Source organism: Microbacterium paludicola, from assembly GCF_039529675.1.
Classification (GTDB): domain Bacteria; phylum Actinomycetota; class Actinomycetes; order Actinomycetales; family Microbacteriaceae; genus Microbacterium; species Microbacterium paludicola.
In genome coordinates this window covers 22196-44817 of record NZ_BAAANG010000036.1, presented here as the reverse complement: position 1 = coordinate 44817, position 22622 = coordinate 22196, and the positions used below count along the sequence as shown (strand labels likewise).

20 protein-coding genes and 1 pseudogene are annotated in these 22622 nt (G+C 70.3%); 7 read left to right on the top strand and 14 right to left on the bottom strand.

Annotation, left to right across the window (positions count from 1 at the left end; all coding sequences use genetic code 11):
* Window positions 1–16: 16 nt before the first annotated feature.
* The 10 genes from ABD161_RS14800 to ABD161_RS14755 all read right to left on the bottom strand — a co-directional run bounded on the left by ABD161_RS14800 (window position 17) and on the right by ABD161_RS14755 (window position 11414).
* Window positions 17–2611: a heavy metal translocating P-type ATPase gene (locus ABD161_RS14800; protein ID WP_344004632.1), complete on the bottom strand. Its 2595-nt coding sequence runs from the start codon at window positions 2609–2611 to the stop codon at window positions 17–19.
* A complete protein-coding gene (locus ABD161_RS14795; protein WP_042378557.1) occupies window positions 2608–5061 on the bottom strand; it encodes a phosphoketolase family protein in 2454 nt (817 codons plus the stop codon). Before ABD161_RS14795 ends, ABD161_RS14800 begins: the two co-directional genes overlap by 4 nt.
* A 58-nt stretch (window positions 5062–5119) precedes the next feature.
* Window positions 5120–5977 (bottom strand): F510_1955 family glycosylhydrolase, encoded by an 858-nt coding sequence (locus ABD161_RS14790; RefSeq protein ID WP_253034363.1) that lies wholly within the window; start codon window positions 5975–5977, stop codon window positions 5120–5122.
* Window positions 5978–6185: 208 nt separating this feature from the next.
* The gene (locus tag ABD161_RS14785) at window positions 6186–6812 is read right to left on the bottom strand and encodes a DUF305 domain-containing protein (RefSeq protein WP_344004625.1); all 627 of its coding nucleotides are present in this window, start codon (window positions 6810–6812) and stop codon (window positions 6186–6188) included.
* A gap of 105 nt (window positions 6813–6917) precedes the next feature.
* The gene (locus ABD161_RS14780) at window positions 6918–7409 is read right to left on the bottom strand and encodes a DUF6153 family protein (protein WP_344004622.1); all 492 of its coding nucleotides are present in this window, start codon (window positions 7407–7409) and stop codon (window positions 6918–6920) included.
* A 154-nt stretch (window positions 7410–7563) separates the two neighbouring features.
* The gene (locus tag ABD161_RS14775; protein ID WP_042378563.1) at window positions 7564–8145 is read right to left on the bottom strand and encodes a hypothetical protein; all 582 of its coding nucleotides are present in this window, start codon (window positions 8143–8145) and stop codon (window positions 7564–7566) included.
* Between the two features lie 29 nt (window positions 8146–8174).
* Window positions 8175–8435 carry a YHS domain-containing protein gene (locus ABD161_RS14770; RefSeq protein WP_042378564.1) on the bottom strand — a complete coding sequence of 87 codons (261 nt, stop codon included), beginning with the start codon at window positions 8433–8435 and terminating at the stop codon, window positions 8175–8177.
* Window positions 8436–8456: 21 nt separating this feature from the next.
* Complete coding sequence (locus tag ABD161_RS14765; RefSeq protein WP_344004614.1) at window positions 8457–10733, bottom strand: heavy metal translocating P-type ATPase; 2277 nt, start codon at window positions 10731–10733, stop codon at window positions 8457–8459.
* Window positions 10730–11083, bottom strand: a complete 354-nt coding sequence (locus ABD161_RS14760) for a heavy-metal-associated domain-containing protein (RefSeq protein ID WP_344004611.1) — start codon at window positions 11081–11083, stop codon at window positions 10730–10732. The genes ABD161_RS14765 and ABD161_RS14760 overlap by 4 nt, the downstream gene beginning before the upstream one ends.
* A 46-nt stretch (window positions 11084–11129) precedes the next feature.
* On the bottom strand, window positions 11130–11414 hold the full coding sequence (locus ABD161_RS14755) for a metal-sensitive transcriptional regulator (protein ID WP_344004692.1): 285 nt from the start codon (window positions 11412–11414) through the stop codon (window positions 11130–11132).
* 95 nt (window positions 11415–11509) lie between these two features.
* Between ABD161_RS14755 and ABD161_RS14750 the strand changes: the two genes are divergently transcribed.
* The 3 genes from ABD161_RS14750 to ABD161_RS14740 all read left to right on the top strand — a co-directional run bounded on the left by ABD161_RS14750 (window position 11510) and on the right by ABD161_RS14740 (window position 13087).
* Window positions 11510–12031, top strand: coding sequence for an AAA family ATPase (locus tag ABD161_RS14750; protein WP_344004608.1), 522 nt, complete (start codon window positions 11510–11512; stop codon window positions 12029–12031).
* A gap of 163 nt (window positions 12032–12194) precedes the next feature.
* Window positions 12195–12599, top strand: a complete 405-nt coding sequence (locus ABD161_RS14745) for a four-helix bundle copper-binding protein (RefSeq protein WP_344004605.1) — start codon at window positions 12195–12197, stop codon at window positions 12597–12599.
* Window positions 12596–13087 (top strand): DUF305 domain-containing protein, encoded by a 492-nt coding sequence (locus tag ABD161_RS14740; protein ID WP_344004602.1) that lies wholly within the window; start codon window positions 12596–12598, stop codon window positions 13085–13087. The genes ABD161_RS14745 and ABD161_RS14740 overlap by 4 nt, the downstream gene beginning before the upstream one ends.
* Window positions 13088–13251: 164 nt before the next feature.
* Here ABD161_RS14740 and ABD161_RS14735 read toward each other — a convergent pair.
* Window positions 13252–13569 (bottom strand): annotated as a pseudogene (locus ABD161_RS14735) (acetate kinase); the annotation flags it as partial.
* Window positions 13505–13687: a hypothetical protein gene (locus tag ABD161_RS16010; protein ID WP_425560914.1), complete on the bottom strand. Its 183-nt coding sequence runs from the start codon at window positions 13685–13687 to the stop codon at window positions 13505–13507. The gene ABD161_RS16010 and the pseudogene ABD161_RS14735, both read right to left, overlap by 65 nt.
* Window positions 13688–13981: 294 nt before the next feature.
* Here ABD161_RS16010 and mobF point away from each other — a divergent pair, with 294 nt between their 5' ends.
* Window positions 13982–17515, top strand: a complete 3534-nt coding sequence (gene mobF, locus ABD161_RS14730) for a MobF family relaxase (RefSeq protein ID WP_486348025.1) — start codon at window positions 13982–13984, stop codon at window positions 17513–17515.
* 150 nt (window positions 17516–17665) lie between these two features.
* Window positions 17666–18049 carry a sulfate permease gene (locus tag ABD161_RS14725; protein WP_344004596.1) on the top strand — a complete coding sequence of 128 codons (384 nt, stop codon included), beginning with the start codon at window positions 17666–17668 and terminating at the stop codon, window positions 18047–18049.
* Window positions 18050–18244: 195 nt separating this feature from the next.
* On the opposite strand, the gene glnA is transcribed toward ABD161_RS14725, so the two are convergent.
* Window positions 18245–19669: a type I glutamate--ammonia ligase gene (gene glnA, locus ABD161_RS14720; RefSeq protein ID WP_344004593.1), complete on the bottom strand. Its 1425-nt coding sequence runs from the start codon at window positions 19667–19669 to the stop codon at window positions 18245–18247.
* Between the two features lie 194 nt (window positions 19670–19863).
* Between glnA and ABD161_RS14715 the strand changes: the two genes are divergently transcribed.
* Window positions 19864–20259, top strand: coding sequence for an RDD family protein (locus tag ABD161_RS14715; protein ID WP_344004590.1), 396 nt, complete (start codon window positions 19864–19866; stop codon window positions 20257–20259).
* Window positions 20260–20334: 75 nt separating this feature from the next.
* Here the strand turns inward: ABD161_RS14715 and ABD161_RS14710 are convergent, their stop codons facing one another.
* Window positions 20335–21042, bottom strand: a complete 708-nt coding sequence (locus ABD161_RS14710) for a DUF4191 family protein (protein ID WP_135114102.1) — start codon at window positions 21040–21042, stop codon at window positions 20335–20337.
* 142 nt (window positions 21043–21184) lie between these two features.
* Here ABD161_RS14710 and ABD161_RS14705 point away from each other — a divergent pair, with 142 nt between their 5' ends.
* The gene (locus ABD161_RS14705) at window positions 21185–22561 is read left to right on the top strand and encodes a hypothetical protein (RefSeq protein ID WP_344004585.1); all 1377 of its coding nucleotides are present in this window, start codon (window positions 21185–21187) and stop codon (window positions 22559–22561) included.
* Window positions 22562–22622: the final 61 nt, after the last annotated feature.

Below are 22622 nucleotides of genomic sequence, written 5' to 3'. Positions count from 1 at the left end.
GGCGCCTCGCGTCCGGTCATGAGGCGCCGCCGGGCGTCGACGCCGGGGCGAGGCTGCTCGCCTCTGCCGGGGCCGCGGGGGCCTGCTGGGCGGGCAGCCGGAGCCGCTTGAGCAGGAGCGCGTTGACGGCGACGATCACGCTGGAGCCGGACATGCTGATGGCGGCGATCTCCGGGGAGAGCATGATCCCGAACGCGGGGTAGAACACGCCGGCGGCGATCGGCAGCGCGATCGCGTTGTAGCCGATGGCCCAGCCGAGGTTCTGCCGCATCTTCCGCAGCGTGCCCTTCCCGATCTTCAGCGCGATCGCCACGTCCAGCGGGTCGGAGCGCATCAGGACGACATCGGCGGTCTCGATGGCGACGTCGGTGCCGGCGCCGATCGCGATGCCGAGGTCCGCCTGGGCGAGGGCGGGGGCGTCGTTGACGCCGTCGCCGACCATCGCGACCTTCTTGCCGGATGCCTGGAGCTCGGCGATCTTGGCGGACTTGTCCTCGGGGAGCACGTCGGCGATCACGGTGTCGATGCCCAGCAGCGAGGCGATGCGCTCGGCGGTGGGCTTGTTGTCGCCCGTGAGCATCGCCACCTCGATGCCCTGCTCGTGGAGTGCGTCGATCGCGGCTTTCGCGGTGTCGCGGGGGGCGTCGGCGAGGGCGATCACGCCGGCGATCTGCCCGTCGACGGCGAACATGATCGCGGTGCGGCCGCCGTCCGCGAGGGCCTGCTGCTGCGAGACGACCGGGCCGGTGTCGATGCCCTGCGCGGCCATCAGCCGGGCGTTGCCGAGCACCACCTGCTTCCCGTCCACGGTGGCGATCGCGCCCTGCCCGGTGACGTTGCGGAACGCGGACGCGGTGCGGCGCGGGATGTTCCGGCTGTCGGCGTAGGTGACGATCGCCTTGGCCAGCGGGTGCTCCGACTCCCGCTCGAGCGCGGCGGCGAGGGCGAGCAGCTCCAGGTCGTCCATGCCGATGGGGATGTAGTCGGTGACCTCCGGCTCGCCCTTGGTGAGCGTGCCGGTCTTGTCCAGCACGACGGTGTCGATGTGCGCGGCGGTCTCGATGCCGGTCGCGTTCTTGAACAGCACGCCGCGCTTGGCGCCCAGGCCCGTGCCGACCATGATCGCGGTCGGCGTGGCGAGCCCGAGGGCGTCGGGGCAGGTGATGACGACGACGGTGATCGCGAACAGGATCGCCATCGGCAGCTCCGCCCCGGCGAGGAACCACACCAGGAAGGTCAGGGTGCCGCCGACGAGGGCGAGCAGAACGAGCCAGAACGCGGCCCGGTCGGCGAGGCGCTGGCCGGGGGCCTTGGAGTTCTGCGCCTCCTGCACCAGCTTCACGATCTGCGCCAGCGCGGTGTCCGCGCCGACCTTCGTGGCACGCACCCGGAGCGTGCCGACGGTGTTCACGGTCGCCCCGATCACCTCCGAGCCGGGCGCCTTCTCGACCGGCATGGACTCGCCGGTGACCATCGACTCGTCGATCTCGGACTCGCCGTCCTCGACGACGCCGTCGGTGGGGACTTTCGCGCCGGGGCGGATGAGCATGAGGTCGCCGGGGACGACCTCGGAGGTGGGGATCTCGACCTCCTCTCCGTCGCGGAGGACGACCGCGCGGGCGGGCGCGAGCTCCAGCAGCCGGCGGATGGCGTCGTTCGCACCTCCCCGGGCGCGCATCTCGACCCAGTGGCCGAGCAGCACGAAGGTGGCCAGCACGGTAGCGGCTTCGTAGAACACCTCGCCGCCTCCGGTGAGGGTGATGACCAGGCTGTAGATCCAGCCGGCGCCGACACCGACCGCGACCAGCACCATCATGTCCAGGGTGCGGGCGCGCAGAGCCCGGTAGGCGCCGTCGAAGAAGATCCAGGCCGAGTAGAAGATCACCGGCAGCGACAGGATCAGCATGAACACGTCGTCGCGCAGCCCGAACGGGGCCGGCACCTCGAAGCCGAGCACCTCCCGGCCGATCGGGGACCACAAGGTGATCGGGATCGACAGGATCAACGCGACCAGGAACCGGTTGCGCATGTCGCGGATCATCGCCGCCATCGACATGCCGCCGTGATGCCCGCCGTGGCCCATCACATCCTGCGCGCTGCGGCCGGCCGGCTGAGCCCCGTGATCGTGCCCACCCTCGGTGGCCGGAGCGTGACCGGCATGCTCACCGGCGTCCACTGCGGAGTGGTCAGCGTGGTCCGCTGCCGGGTGCGGGTGCTCGTGCCCCGCCGGGGTGTCATGACCGGTGGAGACCGCGCGTCCCTCGTGCTCGGCGTGCTCCTGATAGCCGTCGTGCGCGTCATGCTCGGCGTGGGCATCGTGCTCGGCGTGGTCGTGGTGGTCGGCGTGCTCGTGGGGTTCGTGGGCGGGGTCGCAGATGTGGTCCGGGACGGACTGCCCGGCGCAGTGGTAGCCGCATTCGATCACCCACTGCTGCAGGTGCGCGACCGAGGTGGTCTGCGGGTCGTAGGTGACGGTCGCGGTCTGGGAGACCGGGTTCGCGTCGACGGACAGGACGCCCGGCTGGCGGGCGAGGTGGGCTTCGGTGACGTTCTTGGAGGTCGCGCGGATCATGCCGCTGACCTGCAGGGTCACGGTCTTGGTGTCGGTCATCGGATTTCCTTCGCGGTGGAGGGGCGGTTCGGGTCGGTGTCGGGGTGGGGCCAGCGCCAGTCGGCGACGGCGGGGATGTCGGTGCCGTGCTCGCGGGTGTGGGCGCGGGCGCGCAGGCGGGCGTCGACGAGTTCCTGCCGCAGCTGCGCGTGGGTCGCGGCAAGGCCCGGGACGTGGTCGAGGACGTCGATCGCGAGCCGGTAGCGGTCGAGGTCGTTGAGCATGACCATGTCGAACGGGGTCGTGGTGGTGCCCTTCTCCACGAAGCCGTGGACGTGCAGGTTCTGGTGCCCGGCGCGCTTGTAGGTGAGACGGTGGATCAGCCACGGGTAGCCGTGGTAGGCGAAGATCACCGGCTTGTCGGGGGTGAAGATCGCGTCGAACTCCCGGTCCGGCAGGCCGTGCGGGTGCTGGTCCTCGGATTGCAGACGGGTCAGGTCGACCACGTTCACGACCCGCACGGACAGGTCAGGGATGTGCTCGCGCAGCAACGCGGCCGCGGCGAGCACCTCGAGGGTGGGCACGTCGCCGGCGGCGGCGAGCACCACGTCCGGCTCGGCGCCCTCGGTCTCGGTGCCGGCCCAGGGCAGGATGCCCAGGCCCCGGGTGCAGTGCTCGATCGCCTCGTCCATGGTGAGCCACTGCGGGGCGGGCTGCTTTCCGGCGACGACGACGTTGATGTAGCCGGTGGAGCGCAGGCAGTGGTCGTAGGTGGACAGCAGCGTGTTCGCGTCGAACGGGAGGTAGACGCGGACGATGTCGGGGCTCTTGTTCAGGGCGAGGTCGATGAACCCGGGGTCCTGGTGGCTGAACCCGTTGTGGTCCTGCCGCCAGACGTGGCTGGAGAGCAGGTAGTTGAAGCTCGGCACCGGTTCCCGCCAGGGCACCTCGCTGGCGGCTTCGAGCCATTTGGCGTGCTGGTTGAACATCGAGTCGACGATGTGCGTGAACGCCTCGTAGCAGTTGAACAGGCCGTGCCGGCCGGTGAGGACGTACCCTTCGAGCCAGCCCTGGCACTGGTGCTCGCTGAGCACCTCCATCACCCGCCCGGTCGGCGCCAGATGCTCGTCCACCGGCAGCACGGTCGCGTTCCACTGCTTGCCGGTGGCCTCGAACACGGGCGGGGCGAGCCGGTTGGAGGCGGTCTCGTCGGGGCCGAAGATGCGGAAGTTGTCCGGGTTGTGCCGGATCACGTCGGCGAGCCATTCGCCGAGCATTCGGGTCGCCTCCGCCGTTCCCGTGCCTCGCGCCTCGGGGTCGACCGGGTGGGCGTGGTCGCGGAAGTCGCCCAGGCGCAGCGGGACGGTCAGCTGCCCGCCGTTCGCGACCGGGTTAGCGCTCATCCGCCGCGCTCCGGCCGGGGCGGCGGCGACCGTGGCGGGGAACGGGGCGCCGTCGGCGTCGAAGAGCTCGTCGGGCCGGTAGGAGGCCAGCCAGTCCTGGAGGAGCTGCAGGTGCTCGGGGGTGTCGCGGACCTCGGCGAGCGGCACCTGGTGGGACCGCCAGGTGCCCTCCACGGGGAGCCCGTCGATCACCGGCGGGCAGGTCCAGCCTTTCGGGCTGCGCAGCACGATCGCTGGCCACGCCGGCCGGCCTTCCAGGGTGCCGGCCGCCGCGGCGGTCTTGATGTCCGCGATCCGGTCCAGCACCTCGTCCAGCACGCCGGCGAACCGGGCGTGGGACTCCCGCGGGTCCTCGCCGTCGAAGCCGACGGTGACCACGAACGGCTCGTGGCCGTAGCCGCGCAGCAGCGCGACCAGCTCGTCCTCGGGGATGCGGGACAGCACCGTCGGGTTGGCGATCTTGTACCCGTTCAGGTGCAGGATCGGTAGCACCACCCCGTCCGCGGCTGGGTTGAGGAACTTGTTGCCGTGCCACGCGGTCGCCAGCGGCCCGGTCTCGGCCTCCCCGTCGCCGATCACGCACGCGACCAGCAGGTCCGGGTTGTCGAACGCGGCGCCGTAGGCGTGGACGAGGGAATAGCCGAGCTCGCCGCCCTCGTTGATCGACCCGGGCGTGTCCGGGGACGCGTGCGAGGGGATGCCGCCGGGGAAGGAGAACTGCCGGAACAGCGCCTTGAGCCCCTCCTCGGTGCGGTCGATCCGCGGGTACAGCTCCGTGTAGGTGCCGTCCAGGTAGGCGTTGGCGACCATGCCCGGCCCGCCGTGCCCCGGCCCGGTCACGTACAGGGTGTTCAGATCCCGGTCGGTGATCGCCCGGTTGAGGTGGGCGTACAGGAAGTTCAGGCCCGGGGTGGTGCCCCAGTGCCCCAGTAGTCGAGGCTTGATGTGCTCCGCGGTGAGCGGGTCGCGCAGCAGCGGGTTGTCGAGCAGGTAGATCTGCCCGATGCTCAGGTAGTTCGCCGCCCGCCACCACGCATCCACCTCCTCCAGTCGTTCCGGGGTGACGGCGGTGGTGCGGTATGCCCAGCGGGCCGGTGCGGTGCTCATGGTCGGTCTCCTCGCGGTTCGCGGCCGAGGCCGCCGAATGTGGTCATGGTGATAGTGGTCATTGTGCGGTCCCTGCCGGGAGGACGACGGTGGTCTCGGTGCCGTGGATCCAGACGATGCCGCGGTCGTCGACGAGCACGACCGCCCCATCTGCGTTCCCGAGCGCCTGGACGGTGCCCGTGGCGGCACCGACGCTGTCCCAGGATCCGGTGCCGGTGAGTCGCCAGAGGGTGCCGTCGGTGTCGACGCCGACCAGCCCGCCCGTGGAGTCCGCCTCCACCAGGTAGAGCGGCGGCGCATCCGCGACGAGGTCGAAGGTGGCGCCCGCATCCCGGCTCTCCTGCAGGCCCTGCCGCGTCGCGGCGTACAGGGTGCCGTCGGTGGTGACGGTCAGGTCGGCGGCGGGGAGCTCGGCGCCGTCGATCCAGGTGGTCCCGCCGTCGGTGCTGGTGCGGATGGTGATCGAGCTGGACCCGATCCCGTGGATCGCACCGTCTCCGGCGGTGAGGACGTGGAAGTCCTCCTGCCCGGTGAACGCGACCGGCTCCCAGGTGGTCCCGGCGTCGGTGCTTCGGATGAGTCCCAGGTTGTGCTCGCCGAGCTCCGCCGGGGTGTTCGGTCCCGGGTGCCCGGAGGCGTAGAGGACGTCGCCGTCGGCGGTCAGGCCCATCGCGTCGAAGTCCGCGCCTCCCAGGGGGCCGGAGAGGTCGCCGGTGTCGGTGAGGGTGTAGAGGCCTGCGTGGGCGCCCAGCAGCACGGTGCTCCCGCCGAGGTCGACGATGCCGTGCACATGACCGAGACCGGTATCCGGGGCGGGTGCCGAGGTGGCGGTCGGCGTGGAGGTGCAGCCGGTCAGCAGCAGGCCCGCAGCAGCGGCGACGGCAGCGGCCGTGATCGTGGTGGCGTTGCTGCTCATGCGATCGCCTGGATGAAGAGAATGGTCGCCGCGGACAGGATGATCAGGGCGAGGATGATGCCCACGAAGCACGCGGCCAGAGTCCGGGAAGTCATGACGGGCCTTTCGACGGGTCGACGCTGTCGGTCAGGACGGATGCGCCGGGCGGATCGCCGGGCCTCGGGCGGGGCCAGGTCAGGGGTGGTCGGCCCCGCCCGAGGGGTTCGGGTCAGAGGGTGGCAAGGATGTCCTGCATGGTGGTGATCTCGGCGGTCTGTCCGTCGATGATCTGCTGGGCGAGCGCGGCCACGTCCGGGTTCTCCCCGTTGTCCAGCACCATCTGGGCCATCGTGACGGCGCCCTGGTGGTGGCCGATCATGCCCTCGAGGAACAGCCGGGTCGCCTCGACCCCGGTGGCGGCGTCCAGGGCGGCCATGTCGTCGTCGGACATCATCCCGTTGCCGTGGTCCATGCCGCCCATCCCGCCCATGTCGGACATGGAGTCGTCGTAGGGGATTCCCCAGTCCTCGAGCCAGCCCTTCATGGTCTGGATCTCGGGGCCTTGGGCGGCTTTGATCTGCTCGGCGAGGGTCACGACCCGCTCGTCGATGCCGTCCTTGGCCAGAATCTGATCGGCCATCTCGATGGCCTGTTCGTGGTGCGGGATCATCATCGTGACGAACATCTCGTCAGCGGAGTTGAACGATGCCTGCCCGGAGGGGGCGGGGGTGCTGCTGGTCATGCCGCCGGGGCCGTGGTCCATGCCGGGCATGGATCCGTCGGTGGGGGCGCAGCCGGCGAGCACGAGCGCAGCGGCGAGCGCGCCGGTGCTCAGCGCGAGAATGCGGAAACGCATGGGTGGGTGTCCTTGTCTAGTCGGTCGAATGGTGAGTCGATTTCCGTGCCGTATGCGGGCACGGCGCAGCATCTCCCGGCACAGCGGTGACGGGAGGGCGGGGAATCAGGTTCGACTGATCGACAGGACGATGAGGGAAGGTGGTCGGGGGTGCGGTAACGCGGTGAGCACATTCCGCCCGTGCAGGCGCAGCAGGGCGAGGGCGGTGCCCAGGCGGGCCAGCAGCGCCGGGGCGAGCAGCACGATGGTGGCGGCCAACAGCGCCAGCACGCACGCCATCATCAGCATCGAATGGTCCGGCATTCCGCCCGAGCCGTCGCAGTCGCCCTCACAGTACCCGCCCGAAGCCTCGGGGCCTGTCCCGATGGTGTCCTCGAGCATGCTCCCGGTCGCGACGGTGCCGCCCAGGTCAGAGGCAGGCGCGGCATGGGCGGCTTCGGAGGCCGCTGCGGGGGTGTCGGCGTGCCCGCTGGTGAGCGTGCCGGTGAGGGTGTGCATGGCCAGCAGGCCGGCGATCAGCAGGAGCGCGGTCGCGAAGGTCAACAGCAGCCGGTGCAGCCCGGATGGGGCGTGCACCAGGGTTCGGATGTGGTTCACCGCCGACCTCCTTCCCGCGTCCAGCGTACCCTGGTGTGCCTGGATCCCCACCGGCGCCGATCGGGCGCACGGCGGTCCTGCCCAGGCTGGTCGCCCGACCGATGCCTGGCCAGGGGCGATGGTCCCGGATGGGGACCGGTGCGCGGCAGCCGGCTCATCGGCGGCCCGTTCCGGCGCGGTGGGCCTTCTCCATCAGAGCCAGCAGCCCGAGGGTGTCGTCCTTGATCTGGGTGCGACCGACGACGGCCCAGTTGCGGGCGAGGTGATCGCGGAGGTAGTCGAGGATGTGCTCGAGGGGGACGGTGTGCCAGGAGCGGGACAGATTGGGGCGGGCGGTGTTGCCGAACGCGACCGTGCGGATCAGGTGGCCCTCCGGGGCGAGGACCTGCCCGGCCGTCAGCAGCTCCTGGACGAGCGCGGGCGCGTCGGCGGGGGTGCAGCAGCCGAACCGGGCGAACGCGGCCTCCAGCACCGCGGGGTCGCGCATCGCGGGGTTCAGCTTCGGGGCGCCCTCCTTGACCTCGCCGACGATCATGTCCGGCGCCCCGGGGCGGGCGCCGAGGGCCGGGTCGGGGTCGTCGCCGCGGATGTGGTGCAGTCGGATCGCGAGGATGTCCAGGTCGGTGACGGTGCGCGGCCCGTCCGGACCGGTCGCGTCCAGCACCGGGTACTCGGCGACGGTGAAGTACCCGTTCACCCGCAGGTAGGCCTGCACCAGCCCGACCGCTGTATCCATCCCGCGCCCCCTTTCCCTGCCGTCGTGGGTCAGGCGGCGTTGGCGTAGCGGGCGGGGTCGGCGTCAAACAGCGGCCCGCACTCGGGGCAGCAGAACCAGTACCGGGTGCCTTCGTAGTCGCGGAACAGGCCGCGCTTCTCGGCCCATGCCGGGTCGACCTGGTTGCCGGGCATGACCGGGCAGGTGACGAGGTTGGTCGCTCCGGCCGGGGGCTCGTGGTGATGATGCTCGTGGGACCCGTGATCGTGCGCGGCGGCGTCGTGGCCGGTGTGGTCGCGGTCGTGCGTCATGGCGGTCTCCTTGCGTGGGTGTCAGGCGTGGACGGGGGTGGTGTCGCGGCGGGGCGTCGGGACGGTGGGCGTCGGGGCGGGCAGGTGGCGGAAGCGGCGCAGTCGGAGGCTGTTGGTGACCACGAACACGCTGCTGAACGCCATCGCGGCGGCGGCGAGGATGGGGTTGAGCAGGGCGAGCATCGCGACCGGGATCGCGGCGACGTTGTACGCGAACGCCCAGAACAGGTTGCCCTTGATGGTGCCCAGGGTGCGGCGGGCGAGCCGGATCGCGTCCGGGACCAGGAGCAGGTCGCCGGAGACGATGGTCAGGTCCGCGGCGGTGATAGCCGCGTCGGTGCCGGTGCCCATCGCGATGCCGAGGTCCGCTTGGGCGAGGGCGGCGGCGTCGTTCACGCCGTCGCCGACCATCGCGACCACCCGGCCGGATGCCTGCAGCTCCCGGATTGTGTCGAGCTTGCCCTGCGGGGTGACTCCGGCGCGGACGTCGTCGATGCCGGCGTCGTCGGCGATGGTGCGGGCGGCGCCGGGGTTGTCGCCGGTGAGCAGGATCGGGGTCAGCCCGAGCTGCCGCAGCCGGGCGATCGCCTCACTGCTGGTGGGCTTGATGGTGTCGGCGACGCTGATCGCGCCGCGCGCCTGCCCGTCCCACGCCACCACGGTCACGGTCGCGCCCGCGGCCTCGTCGGCCGCGATCGTCCCGGCGAGATCGTCGGGGATCGCGATCGCCCATTGCCCGGTGATCCAGGTGGCGCGGCCGGCGACGACCATGCGGCCGTCGACGATGCCCTGCACGCCCTGCCCTGACTCGGCGGCGAACGACTCCACCGCATCCACCGGGCCATCCGCGGCGGCGGTGATCGCGCGGCCGATGGGGTGCTCAGAGCCGTGCTCGAGCGCCGCGGCGACCCGGATCAGCTCGGCTCGGTCGGTGCCGGGTGCGGGGTGGACGCCGGTGACGGTCATGGTGCCGGCCGTGATGGTGCCGGTCTTGTCGAGGACGACGGTGTCGATGCGGCGGGTCTGCTCCAGCACCTGGGGTCCGCGGATGAGGATGCCCAGCTGGGCGCCGCGGCCGGTGCCGACCAGCAGAGCGGTCGGCGTCGCCAGCCCCAGCGCGCACGGGCAGGCGATGATCAGAGTGGTCACCGCGGCGGTGAACGCGACCTCCGGCGGCGCTCCCGCGATCAGCCACCCGGCGAACGCGATCAGGGCGAGAGCGATGACGATGGGGACGAAGACGGCCGACACCCGGTCGGCGAGGCGCTGCACCTGTGCCTTGCCGGTCTGCGCCTCCTCGACCAGCCGCGCCATACGGGCCAGCTCGGTGTCGGCGCCGACGCGGGTGATCTGCACGAGCAGGCGCCCGCCGGTGTTCACGGTCGCGCCCACCACGCGGGAGCCGGGGGCGACCTCGACCGGCACGGACTCGCCGGTGAGCATCGACTCGTCCACCGCGGAGACGCCCTCGGTGACCAGGCCGTCGGCGGGGATCTTCTCACCCGGCCGCACCACCACGACATCACCCGGTACGAGCTGTGCGACGGGGATGCGCTGCTCGGCACCGGCCCGGAGGACCACGGCGTCCTTCGCGCCGAGCTCCAGCAGGGCGCGCAGGGCCTCCCCAGACTGCCGCTTCGCACGGACCTCGAGGTAACGGCCGAGGAGGATGAACACGGTCACCAGGGCGGCGACCTCCAGGTACACCTCATGACCGCCGGACTGCGGGGTGCCGAAGAAGGTGACGCTCATCCGCATTCCCGGCATCCCGGCGCCGCCGAAGAACAGCGCGTACAGCGACCAGCCGAACGCGGCCAGCACCCCGACGCTGATCAGGGTGTCCATCGTCGCCGCCCCGTGCCGGGCGTTGATCGCCGCGGCGCGGTGGAACGGCCACGCCCCCCACACCACCACCGGCGCGGCCAGGGTGAGCGTGAGCCACTGCCAGTAGGTGAACTGCAGGGCGGGGATCATCGACAGCACCGCGACCGGCACCGCCAGCACCGCCGAGACGATCAGCCGCTGCCGCAGCGACGCCAGCTCCTCGTCCCGCGGCGTGGTGATCTGCTCAGCCGGGTCGGGCGGGGCGGGGACGCTCGCCCCGTACCCGGCCTGCTCGACCGCGGCGATCAGCTCCTCCACCGGCACCGGAGCCTCGGAGTGCACGCGGGCCTTCTCGGTGGCGAAGTTGACGGTCGCCTCCACCCCGGGCAGTTTGTTCAGCTTCCGCTCGACCCGCGTCGCGCACGACGCGCAGGTCATCCCGGTGATGTCGAGATCGACGTCCAGCGTGCTCATGATGCTGCGGCGAGGCTGTATCCGGCCTCCTCGACCGCCTCCCGCACCCGCTCCGCGTCCACTGGGGCGGTGCTGGACACGGTCACCGTGGACACGCCGCCGGCGTGCAGGTCGACCTCGACGCCGGAGACCCCGTCGATCGCGGAGACCTCGTCGGTGACGCTGCGCACGCAGTGCGAGCACGTCATGCCCTCCACCAGGAACTGCGCCGACAGATCACCCGACGCTGGTTGCGCCGTCGCCGGAGCGGTGGTGTTCGCCGTGGTGGCGTGCGAGGCGGGGCCGCAACAGGCGCAGCCACCGCCGTTCGTCGCCTGCAGGCCGAGGTCCTGGAATCCCTCTCCGGTCATGTTGTGCTCCTTTCGCGAGCGTGTCGATGCGTGTGGTGTGAACGTTCTAGGAGCGGACCAGCCGCGTGATCGCGGCGTTCGCCTCGCGGAGCTTCTCCTCCGCCACCGGGCCGCCCTGCGCGGTCGCCTGCGCGACGCAATGCCCGAGATGGTCCTCCAGCAGCGTCAGCGCGACCGACTCCAGCGCCTTCGTCGCCGCCGAGACCTGGGTGAGGATGTCGATGCAGTACACGTCCTCATCGACCATCCGCGCGATCCCGCGCACCTGCCCCTCCGCCCGACGCAACCGCGCCAGCAGCGCCTGCTTGTCATCCACGTATCCGTGCGCCATCTCAGCCACCTCCGACGTCAATCCTATACCCTCTAGGGGTATAAGGTACTTCGGGAAGAGGATATTCCCGGAGCAGGCAGAGCGAAAGGGCGAATGTGACCAACTGGTACGTCATCACCGGCGGGCCCAGCTCGGGCAAGACCACCACCGTGAACCTGTTGCGGGACCGCGGCTACACCACCACCATCGAGCATGCCCGGCACTATCTCGACCTGCAGCGCATCGCCGGCCGCACCGTCGAGGAGGTCCGGGCGAAGCAGCGGCAGTTCCAGCGCGGCGTCCTGGACATGCAGCTCGCGGAGGAAGCTGCCCTCGACCCGGACGCCACCGTGTTCCTCGACCGGGCCGTCCCCGACTCCCTCGCCTACTACCGCTTCCTCGACCTCGAGCCCGACCCCGCCCTGCTCACCGCGCTCGAGCACGTCGACTACCGCAAGACGTTCATCCTCGACCTGCTGCCCCTGGCCGCGGACTACGCCCGCACCGAGGACACCGCCGCCCAGCAGCGCATCCATTACCTGCTCACCGAGGTCTACGCGGCCCTGCCCTTCCCGATCGTGCACGTCCCAGTGCTCGGGGCGGAGGAGCGGGTCGACTTCATCCTCGACCGGCTCTAAATGCCGCTCGCCGGTCCCGGGCGACTTCTGCCCGGGTGCCGAGCGCCGGACTCGTCATAACATACCCCCCTAACGTATGCAAGCCGTTCGCCGACCGCTGGTGCCCCGACCTACGGTTCTTCGCAACAGGCCCGGTATTGGGTCGACAAGAAGGAGGACTGAGATGACTGTTGCGGATCAGATGCTCCGGACCTACCCCAAGGATCTGGGAGACCTCGATCAGGCGGCACTACTGGCCTGCATACAGGCCTGCGTCGAGTGCGCACAGGCGTGCAGCGCGTGCGCCGACGCCTGTTTGAGCGAGGACATGATCGCCGACCTCACCAAGTGTGTGAGGACCAACCTCGACTGCGCGGACCTGTGCGAAGCAACAGGGCGCATCCTGTCTCGGCGCACCGGCTACGACGCGAACGTCACACGGTCGACCCTGGAAGCCTGCCGCACCGCGTGCGCAGCCTGCGCCGACGAATGCGAACAGCATGCCGACATGCACGAGCACTGCCGGGTATGCGCGGAAGCCTGCCGGAAGTGCGAGCAGGCCTGCGAGAAACTGCTGGGCCTGCTGTGAGCGACCACACCCAGCATGAGGTCACCTCGCACGCCGACGGTGCGAAGAACTACCTCCGCCTGCTCATCGCCCTGGCCCTGAGCCTGGTGGTGATGTACTTCCTCACGTTCGCGCTGATCAACGTCGTCGGCGATCTCTACCTGAACATCAGCAACCTCTACATGGCCCTGATGATGGTGTTCCCGATGGGCATCATCATGATCGCGATCATGTGGCGCATGTTCCCGAGCAAGCCGCTCAATATCGGGCTCATCGTCGCATTCGCCCTGCTCATGGTCGGCGCGTTCTTCATGGGAAGGGCCGCGGCGTTCGTGGGAAATCAGCAGTTCCTGGACTCGATGATCCCCCACCACTCCCGAGCCATCCTGCTCTGCGAACAGTCGAACATCACCGACCCTGAGATCAAAGACCTCTGCGGCGAGATCGTCGAGTCCCAGCAACGAGAAATCGATCAGATGAAGGACATCCTGCAGCGGCTCGGGAACTAGACCGGCCCTGCTGGATCGGCCTCGGCCGAGTCACCGCGGCTAGAGATCGCCCGGCGATCTCGCGCTCCTCGTCTGTGGCACGACCATGACGGCGGTCCGGGAGCGGGGGTCGGAGACCGTCCGCGCCCCCGCCCCGCCCCGCCGTCGCGCGGTTGCGCTCGTCGTCAAGGCGAATGCCGAGACGCTCCACGCCGAACGGCGGCGGCGCGGGTCGTCGGGGCATTCTCGCCAACACCGCCGGTGAACACGATCGCCTCGGCGCTGTCGAGCTGGCCGAGGTAGTGCCGCAACCCGGTAGTGGTAGACCTCCAGCGCGCAGTCGCGGCCTGAATCACCGACGACCGCAGTCCATGGGTGTCGCGCATTTCCTCGCTGCCGGCCAAAGCCAGCAAGCCGCTCTCGCGAGTCAGCAGCTCCTCACGCTCGTCCCATCCGAGGCCCGCTCGGCCGGGGGCGATGAGCACTCCGGGATCGACGTCGCCGGCGCGGGTGCCCCATGACGAGTCCTTCCAGGGGCGTCATGCCCATCGATGTCGCCACCGATCGACCGGCGGCAAGCGCGCATGCGGAGGCCCCGTTGCGCAGGTGGAAGACGATCAATCGCAACTCTTACAACGGGCGTCCCGGCAGCTCGGCAGCGCGAGCGGAGACGTACTGGTAGGAAATACCGTGGAACTCGTGCGGGCGGATCTGATGCCGTCGCGCCAGATCCAGCGGAGCACATACGAGGCAGACGCCGACAGGATCCGGTGAAACGCCGTATCGAATACGAGCCGAGCGCCTTCAATGCTCCGGGGAATGTACACGTCTTGCACATCGAGGTCGATCGCGCCTGACAGCGGGGTCGGCGGCTCACCTCTTTGACGAGAGAGGCGGTGCCGAGTGTCGGTTTCGATGCGGGTGATGGGCGCTGGGGACGGCTACAAGTACCTGCTGCGCTCCGTGGCGTCGGCTGACGGAGAGCGGGCGCTTTCGACGCCGTTGACCCGGTACTACGCCGAGCAGGGCACGCCGCCGGGGCGTTGGATGGGCGGCGGGCTCGCGGCGCTCGGGGACGGTGAAATTCACGAGGGCGCACCGGTCTCGGAGGCGCAGCTCCAACTTCTGCTGGGAATGGGGCGTGACCCGGTGACGGGCGATCCGCTCGGGAAGGCATACCCGGTGTTCCCGATCGTGGAGGATCGGATCGCGGCGCGCATCGCGCGGCTCGATCCGGCATTGGGCGCGGATCAGCGGGCCGAGGCCGTTGTGGTGATCGAGGCGGAGGAGTCGGCGCGCACCTCGCGGCGGGCGGTTGCCGGGTACGACTTCACCTTCTCGCTGCCGAAGTCAGCGTCGGTGCTGTGGGCGGTTGCGGACGCAAGGACGCAGGCACGGATCACGGAGGCGCACCACACGGCGGTTGCGGAGGTGGTTGCGTTCATGGAGCGCGAGCTTGCAGTGACGCGTTCCGGCGCAACGTTCCGCGGGGGAGCTGTTGCGCAGGTTGAGGTAATCGGGCTGATCGCAACCGCGTTCGATCACTTTGACTCGCGGGCGGGCGATCCGCAGTTGCACACGCATGTCGTGGTGAGCAACAAGGTGCGCACCCTGTTCGACGGCAAGTGGCGGTCGCTGGATGGCCGGCCTCTGTACGCGGCGACCGTGGCGCTGAGCGAGCTGCACACCGCGGTGTTCGCCGATCACCTGACCCGCGCACTCGGAGTCGGGTGGCAGCGGCGTGAGCGGGGCGCGGATCGCAACCCGGTGTGGGCGGTCGCTACGGTGCCCGAGGAGCTGGTCGCCGAGTTCTCGTCCCGGTCGCGGCACATCGACATCGAGAAGGACAGGCTGATCGCCGAATACGAGCAAACGCACGGGCACGCGCCGTCGCGGGAGACGATCATCCGGCTGCGGCAGCAGGCGACGCTGGCAACCCGGCCCGACAAGCAAGTCCGCCCGCTCGCCGACCTCGCCCAGGACTGGCGCACCCGCGCGAGCCGACTGCTGGGCCGGGACGCAACCGAATGGGCGCGAGAAGCCGTCGCGGTCGAGCCTGCGAAGCTCCTGCGCGCGGAGAACGTGCGGCTGGAGTGGATCGCCAGGCTCGGCGCGTCGGTGGTCGCCGCTGTTGCCGAGAAGCGCACGACGTGGAGCGTCTGGAACCTGTACGCCGAGGCCGCGCGGCAGACGATGGGCTGGCGCTTCACCGGCACGGAGGACCGCGAGGCGATCACGGGCATGATCGTCGATGCCGCAGAGCAGGCGTCCATCCGGATCACTCCGCCTGAGCTGGCCTCCAGTCCCGCCTCGTTCCGGCGCGCGGACGGGACGAGCGTGTTCCGGCCTCGCAACGCCGCCCGCTACAGCGGTGCCGCGGTGCTCGCTGCCGAGGATCGGCTGCTTGCACGCTCTCGCGAGCAGGTTGCACCGCGCCTGGCCGACGCAACCATCGCGCACGCGCTGCAACCCCGCCGTGGGCGCACGCTCGGCGACGACCAGCGCGCCGCGCTCGCAGCGATTGCGTCGTCAGGTCGGATGCTCGACCTGCTCGTCGGCCCTGCGGGGGCGGGCAAGACCACCGCGCTGCGCGCGTTGCGGCGTGCATGGGAGGTCGAGCACGGACATGGCTCGGTCGTCGGCCTGGCACCGTCCGCGGTCGCGGCCGAGGTGCTGGCCGGTGACCTCGGCATCCCGACAGAGAACACCGCGAAGTGGTGGCAGACCTACCGCGACCACGGCACCGGGTTCACCGCCGGGCAGCTCGTGATCGTGGACGAGGCATCCCTTGCCGGGACGCTCGCGCTCGACCGGCTCGTCGGCGTCGCGGCCGACGCCGGGGCGAAGGTGCTACTCGTGGGCGACACCGCGCAACTGCAATCCGTCGACGCCGGGGGAGCGTTCGGGATGCTCGTCGCTGACCGCGACAGCGTGGCCGAGCTGACGGATGTGCGCCGCATCGCCGCAGCTTGGGAGAAGGAAGCCACCCTCGACCTGCGCCACGGGCGCATCGACGCCATTGACACCTACCAGGCCCACGGGCGCATCCACGCAGGGGAGGCCGAGCGCATGGCTGATGCCGCCTACGCTGCATGGCAGCGCGACCGCGCCGCAGGACTGGCGAGCATCCTCATCGCCGAGTCGAGCGCGATGGTCACCACCCTGAACCAGCGCGCCCGCGCCGACCTCATCCTCTCCGGGCAGGTCGGCGCGCGCGTCGAGGTGCGGCTGCATGACGATACCGAGGCATCCGTCGGGGACGCGATCATCACCCGCCGCAACGACCGCGAGCTGCGCGTCGGCCGCGGCTGGGTGCGCAACGGCAGTCGATGGACGATCACCGCCATCGGCTCCGACGGGTCGCTGCGGGTGCGTCCCGCCGGACGGCGCTGGGGCGCGACCGTGCGGCTTCCCGCCGAGTACGTCGCCGATCACGTCGAACTCGGCTACGCCGTCACCGCGTACCGGGCGCAGGGCGTCACCGTCGACACCGGACACACGCTCATCGAGCCTGGCGCTACGCGCGAGAACTTCTACGTCGCTATGACCCGCGGAAGGCTCGGGAACACCGCCTACGTCTCGATCAACCGTCCCGACGACGACCACATCCATCCGCCTACCCAGGACACCAAGACAGTCGCGGCCCGCAAGGTTCTCGCCGGGGTGCTCCAGCATGTTGGAGCGGAACTCTCCGCCCGCCAGATGATCGCCGCCGAGCAGGACGCCTGGGGCTCAGTCGGCCAGCTCGCCGCCGAGTACGAGACCATCGCCGCGGCCGCACAGCAACCGAGGTGGGAAGCCCTCGTGCGCGCGACTCGGCTCACCGAGGCCGAAGCCGACGCCGCCATCGGATCGACGGCGTTCGGCGTGCTCGGTGCCGAACTGCGCCGCGCCGAGGCGGACGGGTACGACGCGGAGCGCCTGCTTCGCGCGATCGTCGATTCGCGCCCGCTCGACAACGCGGGCGACGTGGCCGCGGTCCTCCACGAACGGGTGATCCGAGCCCTCGGCCGAGCGGACGGTGCCGGGCGCGTGCGCCAGGCCGCCATACCTATCGCCGGACTCATCACCCCGGCTCTCGGCACGATGGACGACGACATGCGCGCCGCGCTCCGCGAACGCGCCGTACTCATCGAGCAGCGTGCCGATGCACTCGTCGCCGAAGCTGTTGGGGCGTCCGAGGCATGGGCCGCAGAACTCGGCCCAGAGCCCGCCGATCCGCAGCTTGCCGCGATTTGGGGACGGGAGGCGCGCACCGTCGCGGCCTACCGCGACACCTACGGCATCACCAAGACCAGCGCGGTCGGAGTCATCGGCGACGACGTGCGGCAGCGCACAGACGCCGCGCGAGCACGCGCCGCGATCCTGCGCGCACAACAGCTCGCGGCACGCGCAGCAGAACCGGAGTCTACGGTCAGCGCAGTCGGGGTATCCGCGCCGCGCCTGTAGCTGCCCTTCCGTGTGTCCGAGGTCAGGCGTACCCTGGGTGTCGAGGTAGTAGCCACGATTTCTAGGTCGCTTGCGACGGTCCCCTCGGGACGCTCACCACATGATCTACCTCATCGGCGGAGCTACGCACCCTCTCAGGAGGCGGACATCATGCTCCGACTGCTCTGGAATCTCAGCATCCGGGTTCGGCTGTTCCTGCGGACGTACATGCCGACGAACATCCTGCTCAACGCGCTGCGGACGCGGCGCGGACTGAAGTGGGGCGTGCCCGCCATGCTCATCGCCGCGCCGTACCTGCTCGGCGCGTGGCTCCTGACCGTCTGGATCGCTGACGGCGGGCCGGGCTGGCTGAACCTGCTCGTGCTGCTCTTCATCTGGAACGCGCTGAAGTTCCTCGTCAACGGGCCGATCACGCTCGTCATCCTGATCCGGGCTGGCCTCGCCGAGCGGCGCGACCGCCGACTCGTTGAGCGCGAGTCGGCGGCTTACGCGGCGGGCGACGACCTTCCCGTTCTCACCGCGACGCGACTCTGACCCGGACGCATCGGGACCGCCAACGGCACTGCAAGAGCGGCCCCCGCGCCCTGTCCGAAAACCTGTCCGTTTACTGCCCGTAGCCGTCCGTAAACGTCCAGAGGTACACTGAGCCCCAGACGGCAACTGCCGCCTGGGGCTCAGTGAATTGCTGGTCTCAAGAACCGGAAGTGTGGCTCTGAGGGCCTCCCGGAATCAGACCCCGAAGTAGAGCTCGAACTCGAACGGGTGCGGGCGCTGGGCCATCGGCTTGATCTCGTTCTCGTGCTTGTAGTCGATCCACGTGTCGATCAGCTCGTCGGTGAACACGCCACCGGCGGTGAGGAACTCGCGGTCCTTGTCGAGCGCGTCGAGCGAGTCGACGAGGGAGTTCGGAACCTGGGGGATGTTCTTCGCCTCCTCGGCCGGCAGCTCGTACAGGTCCTTGTCGACCGGCTCGTGCGGCTCGATGCGGTTCTTGATGCCGTCGATGCCGGCCATCAGCTGCGCCGCGAACGCGAGGTACGGGTTGCCCGACGAGTCGGGGGCGCGGAACTCGATGCGCTTCGCCTTCGGGTTCGAGCCCGTGATGGGGATGCGGATTGCCGCCGAGCGGTTACCGGCCGAGTAGACGAGGTTGACCGGGGCCTCGAAGCCCTTGACCAGGCGGTGGTACGAGTTCAGCGTGGGGTTCGTGAACGCGAGGACGGCGGGCGCGTGCTTCAGCAGGCCGCCGATGTACCAGCGGGCGATGTCCGAGAGCTGCGCGTAGCCCTTCTCGTCGTAGAAGAGCGGCTTGCCGTCGGCCCACAGCGACTGGTGCGTGTGCATGCCCGAGCCGTTGTCACCGAAGAGCGGCTTCGGCATGAACGTCGCCGTCTTGCCCCACTCCTCGGCCGTGTTCTTGACGATGTACTTGAACTTCAAGATGTCGTCCGCCGAGTGGACCATCGTGTCGAACTTGTAGTTGATCTCTGCCTGACCGGCGGTGCCCACCTCGTGGTGCGAGCGCTCGACCTCAAGGCCCGCCTCGATCAGCTTCAGCACGATGTCGTCGCGGATGTCGGCCTGCTTGTCGACCGGCGAGACGGGGAAGTAGCCGCCCTTGTACGGGGTCTTGTTCGCGAGGTTTCCACCCTCTTCCTCGCGGCCCGAGTTCCACGCGGCCTCCTCGGAGTCGACCGAGTAGAAGCTCTTGCCCTGCGAGACCTCGTAGCGGACGTCGTCGAAGATGAAGAACTCGGCCTCGGGCGCGAAGAACGCGGTGTCGGCGATGCCGGTCGAGGCGAGGTACTTCTCGGCCTTCTTGGCGACCTGGCGCGGGTCCTTCGAGTAGATCTCGCCGTTGCGCGGGTTGTAGATGTCGAAGACCATGATCAGCGTCTTCGCCTCGCGGAACGGGTCGAGGTACGCGGTCGTGACGTCGGGGATCAGCTGCATGTCCGACTCGTTGATGTTCGCGAAGCCTCGGATCGAGGAGCCGTCGAACAGCTGTCCCACCGTGAAGAAGTCCTCATCGACAGTCGAGGCCGGGATGTTGAAGTGCTGCTGAACACCGGGAAGGTCGGTGAAGCGGATGTCGAGGAACTTGACATCGTTGTCCTTGATGAACTTCAGCACCTCGGATGAGTCGTTGAACATTGAGGCTCCAGATTGGTGGGACTTCGGGTGGGGATCGCCTGGAACGCAGGTGACGCCACGACCGTATCGGCGGGGCATTGCCCAAGGGTGTCCCTTATGTTTCCGGCATGTTACGGCGGCGCCAGGAAGGTGCGCCCGCCAGGGCGATCTAGGCTGGAGGGATGCGCCGTAACGAGCGGCCGAAGGGACCCGAGATGACCACCTCCGCAGACGCGTACCCCGGCCAGCGACTGGGGTTGCCGCCGACCGGACGCGGAAGCGTGGCGCGTGTCCCGCGCCGCCTCGCCGGGCTCGCGATCGACTGGATCGCCGCGGTCGTCATCTCCATCGCGTTCTTCGACTACGACCCGCTCGCGACGATGGCGATCTTCGCCGCGGTGCACATCCTGTTCATCCCGACGATCGGCGGCAGCCCCGGCCATCGGATCGCGGGGATGCGCCTGCAGCTCGCTACCGGCGGATGGCCCGGTCTGTGGCGTCCGATCGTGCGGACGCTGCTGCTGGTGCTCGTGATCCCCGCCGTGATCTGGGATCCGGATCAGCGCGGCCTCCACGATCGCGCCGCCGGCACCATCCTGGTCCGCGCGTAGCGGGCGCGGGCTGCCCGAGACAGCGTCCCCGGAGACGAGAGGAGCCCCGCCGTGGCGGGGCTCCTCAGGTCAGGGTCAGCGCGGACGCGGTGCGCGAGCCTTGGTCGGATCGATGCCCTTCGGGATCGGCAGCGACGCGAGCGACTGCGACACCGACTCGATGCGCTGCACGACGGCGCCCATCGTGGCGCGGTCGATGGCCTTCGGATACGACTTGATCGTGCGGACGAGCTCGGCGATCGAGACCTCGTCCTCGCCGTGTCCGACGTAGAGCTCGTGGACGGGGACGCCGTTCGCGACCCGGCTGACCTTCATCCGCTCGTCGCGCATGAGGCGCGTCAGGCGGCCGCGGCTTCCCTCGCCGACGATGACCACGCCGCCGCGGCCGACCGCGCGGTACACGGCCTCCTGCGTCTTCGGGTTCACACCGACGGGCATCTCGCTCGAGCGCCAGTTGCGGCCGAGCATCGTCGACAGGACGTGGCCGGTGGCGCCGGGCATGCCGTCGAGCTTGCGGTACATGGCCTTGGTCGAGAGGCGCGTGAGCGTCATCATCGCGGCCAGCAGGCCGAGCATAAGGCCGGCGAGACCCCACAGGATGAGGCCGAGCGGGTCGGGCTGGAGCAGCACGCCCAGCAGGATGCCGACCGCGAGACCCAGCACCAGGATGCCGAGCAGCAGCCAGCCGAGCCACGGGTACACCTCGCGTGTGAAGGTGAACAGGGACCGGATCTGCCGGAAGAAACCGGGGCGCTTCTCTGCCTCGGGGGTGCGTGCTGCCATACCTCAAGACTACCCAGTGCCCGGCGACGTTCCGACCCGCCCGGCGCCGCAGTGGCCCGTCCACAGGCCGATGTTCGCGCAGGGCGATGCACACCCGCGGCATCGAGCCCCACCGCGACGCGCGGCGGCGCAGGATTGCCGCATGTCCGCCACCGCTCGCCCCTCTGACGCGCCGTCCGCCCTCGACCCCGCGCCGGCCGGGTCCGAGCCACCCCTCACGGACGCGTATCGGCCGATCCGGCGCATCGCCCTTCCGCACGCGCCCGTGGCGGGGATGCTCGCCGCGGCGGGGGAGCGGCGCGTGCTGCTCGCCGACGCCGAGGCCTGCACCGGTCGCGTCTTCCTTGGCAGATCGGATCTTCCCCACCACCTTCTCGTCCCCCTCGACCTCGTCCGGCGCGCCGGCGGCCACGACCTCGAGCTTCCCTGGTGCCGCGAGCCGCTTGCGCGCCTGCTCGACCGTCGCGCGGCGGAGAACAGGCCGCTGGCGGGCGGCGAGCTGGTGACCGTCGCCGTGAGCCTGGCGCGCGGCGCGTGCGAGGCGTGGGAGGACGTCCCACCGGAGGCCGAGCCGCCGCCCGGACGGTGGTGGATCGACGACGAGGGGCGCCCGCTGTTCGCGCCGGCGGATGACGGCGCTCCCGTGGCGGAGGAGGCGAGCGCCCTCCTCGAGCGGGCCGCCGCGCACACGAAGGACCGGGTGCTGCGGCGAGTGATCGAGGAGGCGCGGGACGCCCTCGAACGACCGCGCCGGCTTCACCGCGCACTGGGGGCACTCGAGGACGCGCTGTTCGAGTGCTACGCGCCAAGGGCCATCGAGCGCGGCGAGGGAAGGGCAGCGGATGCCGGTGCGGTCGTGCGCCTCGACGACGCACCGGAGCTTCCCGCGGGGCCGAGCCCGGGGGCGAGCCTGGCCGGCATCCTCGGGCACTTCACGGATCCGGGCCTCGCCGACGCCGTAGGAGACGCGCTCGACAGGACGCGCACCGCGGCGCGGCGCGCCCTGGGCACGGGGCGGAGACTGCCGGTGCTGGTGGGAGCCGCTGCGGCCGTGCTCGTTGTGGTCGGCGGCCTGATGTGGCCGACGGATCCGGAGCCGGCCGATGCTCACGCGGCGAAGGGCGCCACGCCCACGCCCTCTGCGACCACGCCCGGCACCGCCGCGCCTGCTCCCGAACCGAGCGGCACCGCCGACGCCGCGGTCGAGGACGCGCAGGCCGCTGCCGAGGACGCGCAGACCGCGGCCGAGCGGCTGCGCGCGGACCTCGCCGACTGCGCCGCGCACGGGGACCCGCTGTGCGCGGGCATCCGGGACGACCCCGCGGAGCCTTTTCCGGACGAGGTGCTCGCCGCTGTGGCCGCGTCGACCGAGGCCGTGCTGCTCGACGACTACGGTGACGTCGCCGTCTTCCGGGTCCAGGATGCGGACGGCGCGGTGCCGGCGGTGCTGATGCAGCTCGTCAGGCTCGACGGCCGTTGGCTCATCCGCAGCGCGCAGGCTCTCTCGGGAGCAGGATGAGCCCCCGCGTGAATGCGGAAGGGGCCCGACCGGCGAGATGCCGGCCGAGCCCCTTCACGCA

Excerpts from the sequence above, each read along its gene's own strand:
- ABD161_RS14800 (WP_344004632.1), bottom strand. The coding sequence starts at position 2,611 with ATGACCGACACCAAGACCGTGACCCTGCAGGTCAGCGGCATGATCCGC.
- ABD161_RS14795 (WP_042378557.1), bottom strand. The coding sequence starts at position 5,061 with ATGAGCACCGCACCGGCCCGCTGGGCATACCGCACCACCGCCGTCACC.
- ABD161_RS14790 (WP_253034363.1), bottom strand. The coding sequence starts at position 5,977 with ATGAGCAGCAACGCCACCACGATCACGGCCGCTGCCGTCGCCGCTGCT.
- ABD161_RS14785 (WP_344004625.1), bottom strand. The coding sequence starts at position 6,812 with ATGCGTTTCCGCATTCTCGCGCTGAGCACCGGCGCGCTCGCCGCTGCG.
- ABD161_RS14775 (WP_042378563.1), bottom strand. The coding sequence starts at position 8,145 with ATGGATACAGCGGTCGGGCTGGTGCAGGCCTACCTGCGGGTGAACGGG.
- ABD161_RS14770 (WP_042378564.1), bottom strand. The coding sequence starts at position 8,435 with ATGACGCACGACCGCGACCACACCGGCCACGACGCCGCCGCGCACGAT.
- ABD161_RS14765 (WP_344004614.1), bottom strand. The coding sequence starts at position 10,733 with ATGAGCACGCTGGACGTCGATCTCGACATCACCGGGATGACCTGCGCG.
- ABD161_RS14760 (WP_344004611.1), bottom strand. The coding sequence starts at position 11,083 with ATGACCGGAGAGGGATTCCAGGACCTCGGCCTGCAGGCGACGAACGGC.
- ABD161_RS14755 (WP_344004692.1), bottom strand. The coding sequence starts at position 11,414 with ATGGCGCACGGATACGTGGATGACAAGCAGGCGCTGCTGGCGCGGTTG.
- ABD161_RS14745 (WP_344004605.1), top strand. The coding sequence starts at position 12,195 with ATGACTGTTGCGGATCAGATGCTCCGGACCTACCCCAAGGATCTGGGA.
- mobF (WP_486348025.1), top strand. The coding sequence starts at position 13,982 with ATGCGGGTGATGGGCGCTGGGGACGGCTACAAGTACCTGCTGCGCTCC.
- ABD161_RS14725 (WP_344004596.1), top strand. The coding sequence starts at position 17,666 with ATGCTCCGACTGCTCTGGAATCTCAGCATCCGGGTTCGGCTGTTCCTG.
- glnA (WP_344004593.1), bottom strand. The coding sequence starts at position 19,669 with ATGTTCAACGACTCATCCGAGGTGCTGAAGTTCATCAAGGACAACGAT.
- ABD161_RS14715 (WP_344004590.1), top strand. The coding sequence starts at position 19,864 with ATGACCACCTCCGCAGACGCGTACCCCGGCCAGCGACTGGGGTTGCCG.
- ABD161_RS14710 (WP_135114102.1), bottom strand. The coding sequence starts at position 21,042 with ATGGCAGCACGCACCCCCGAGGCAGAGAAGCGCCCCGGTTTCTTCCGG.
- ABD161_RS14705 (WP_344004585.1), top strand. The coding sequence starts at position 21,185 with ATGTCCGCCACCGCTCGCCCCTCTGACGCGCCGTCCGCCCTCGACCCC.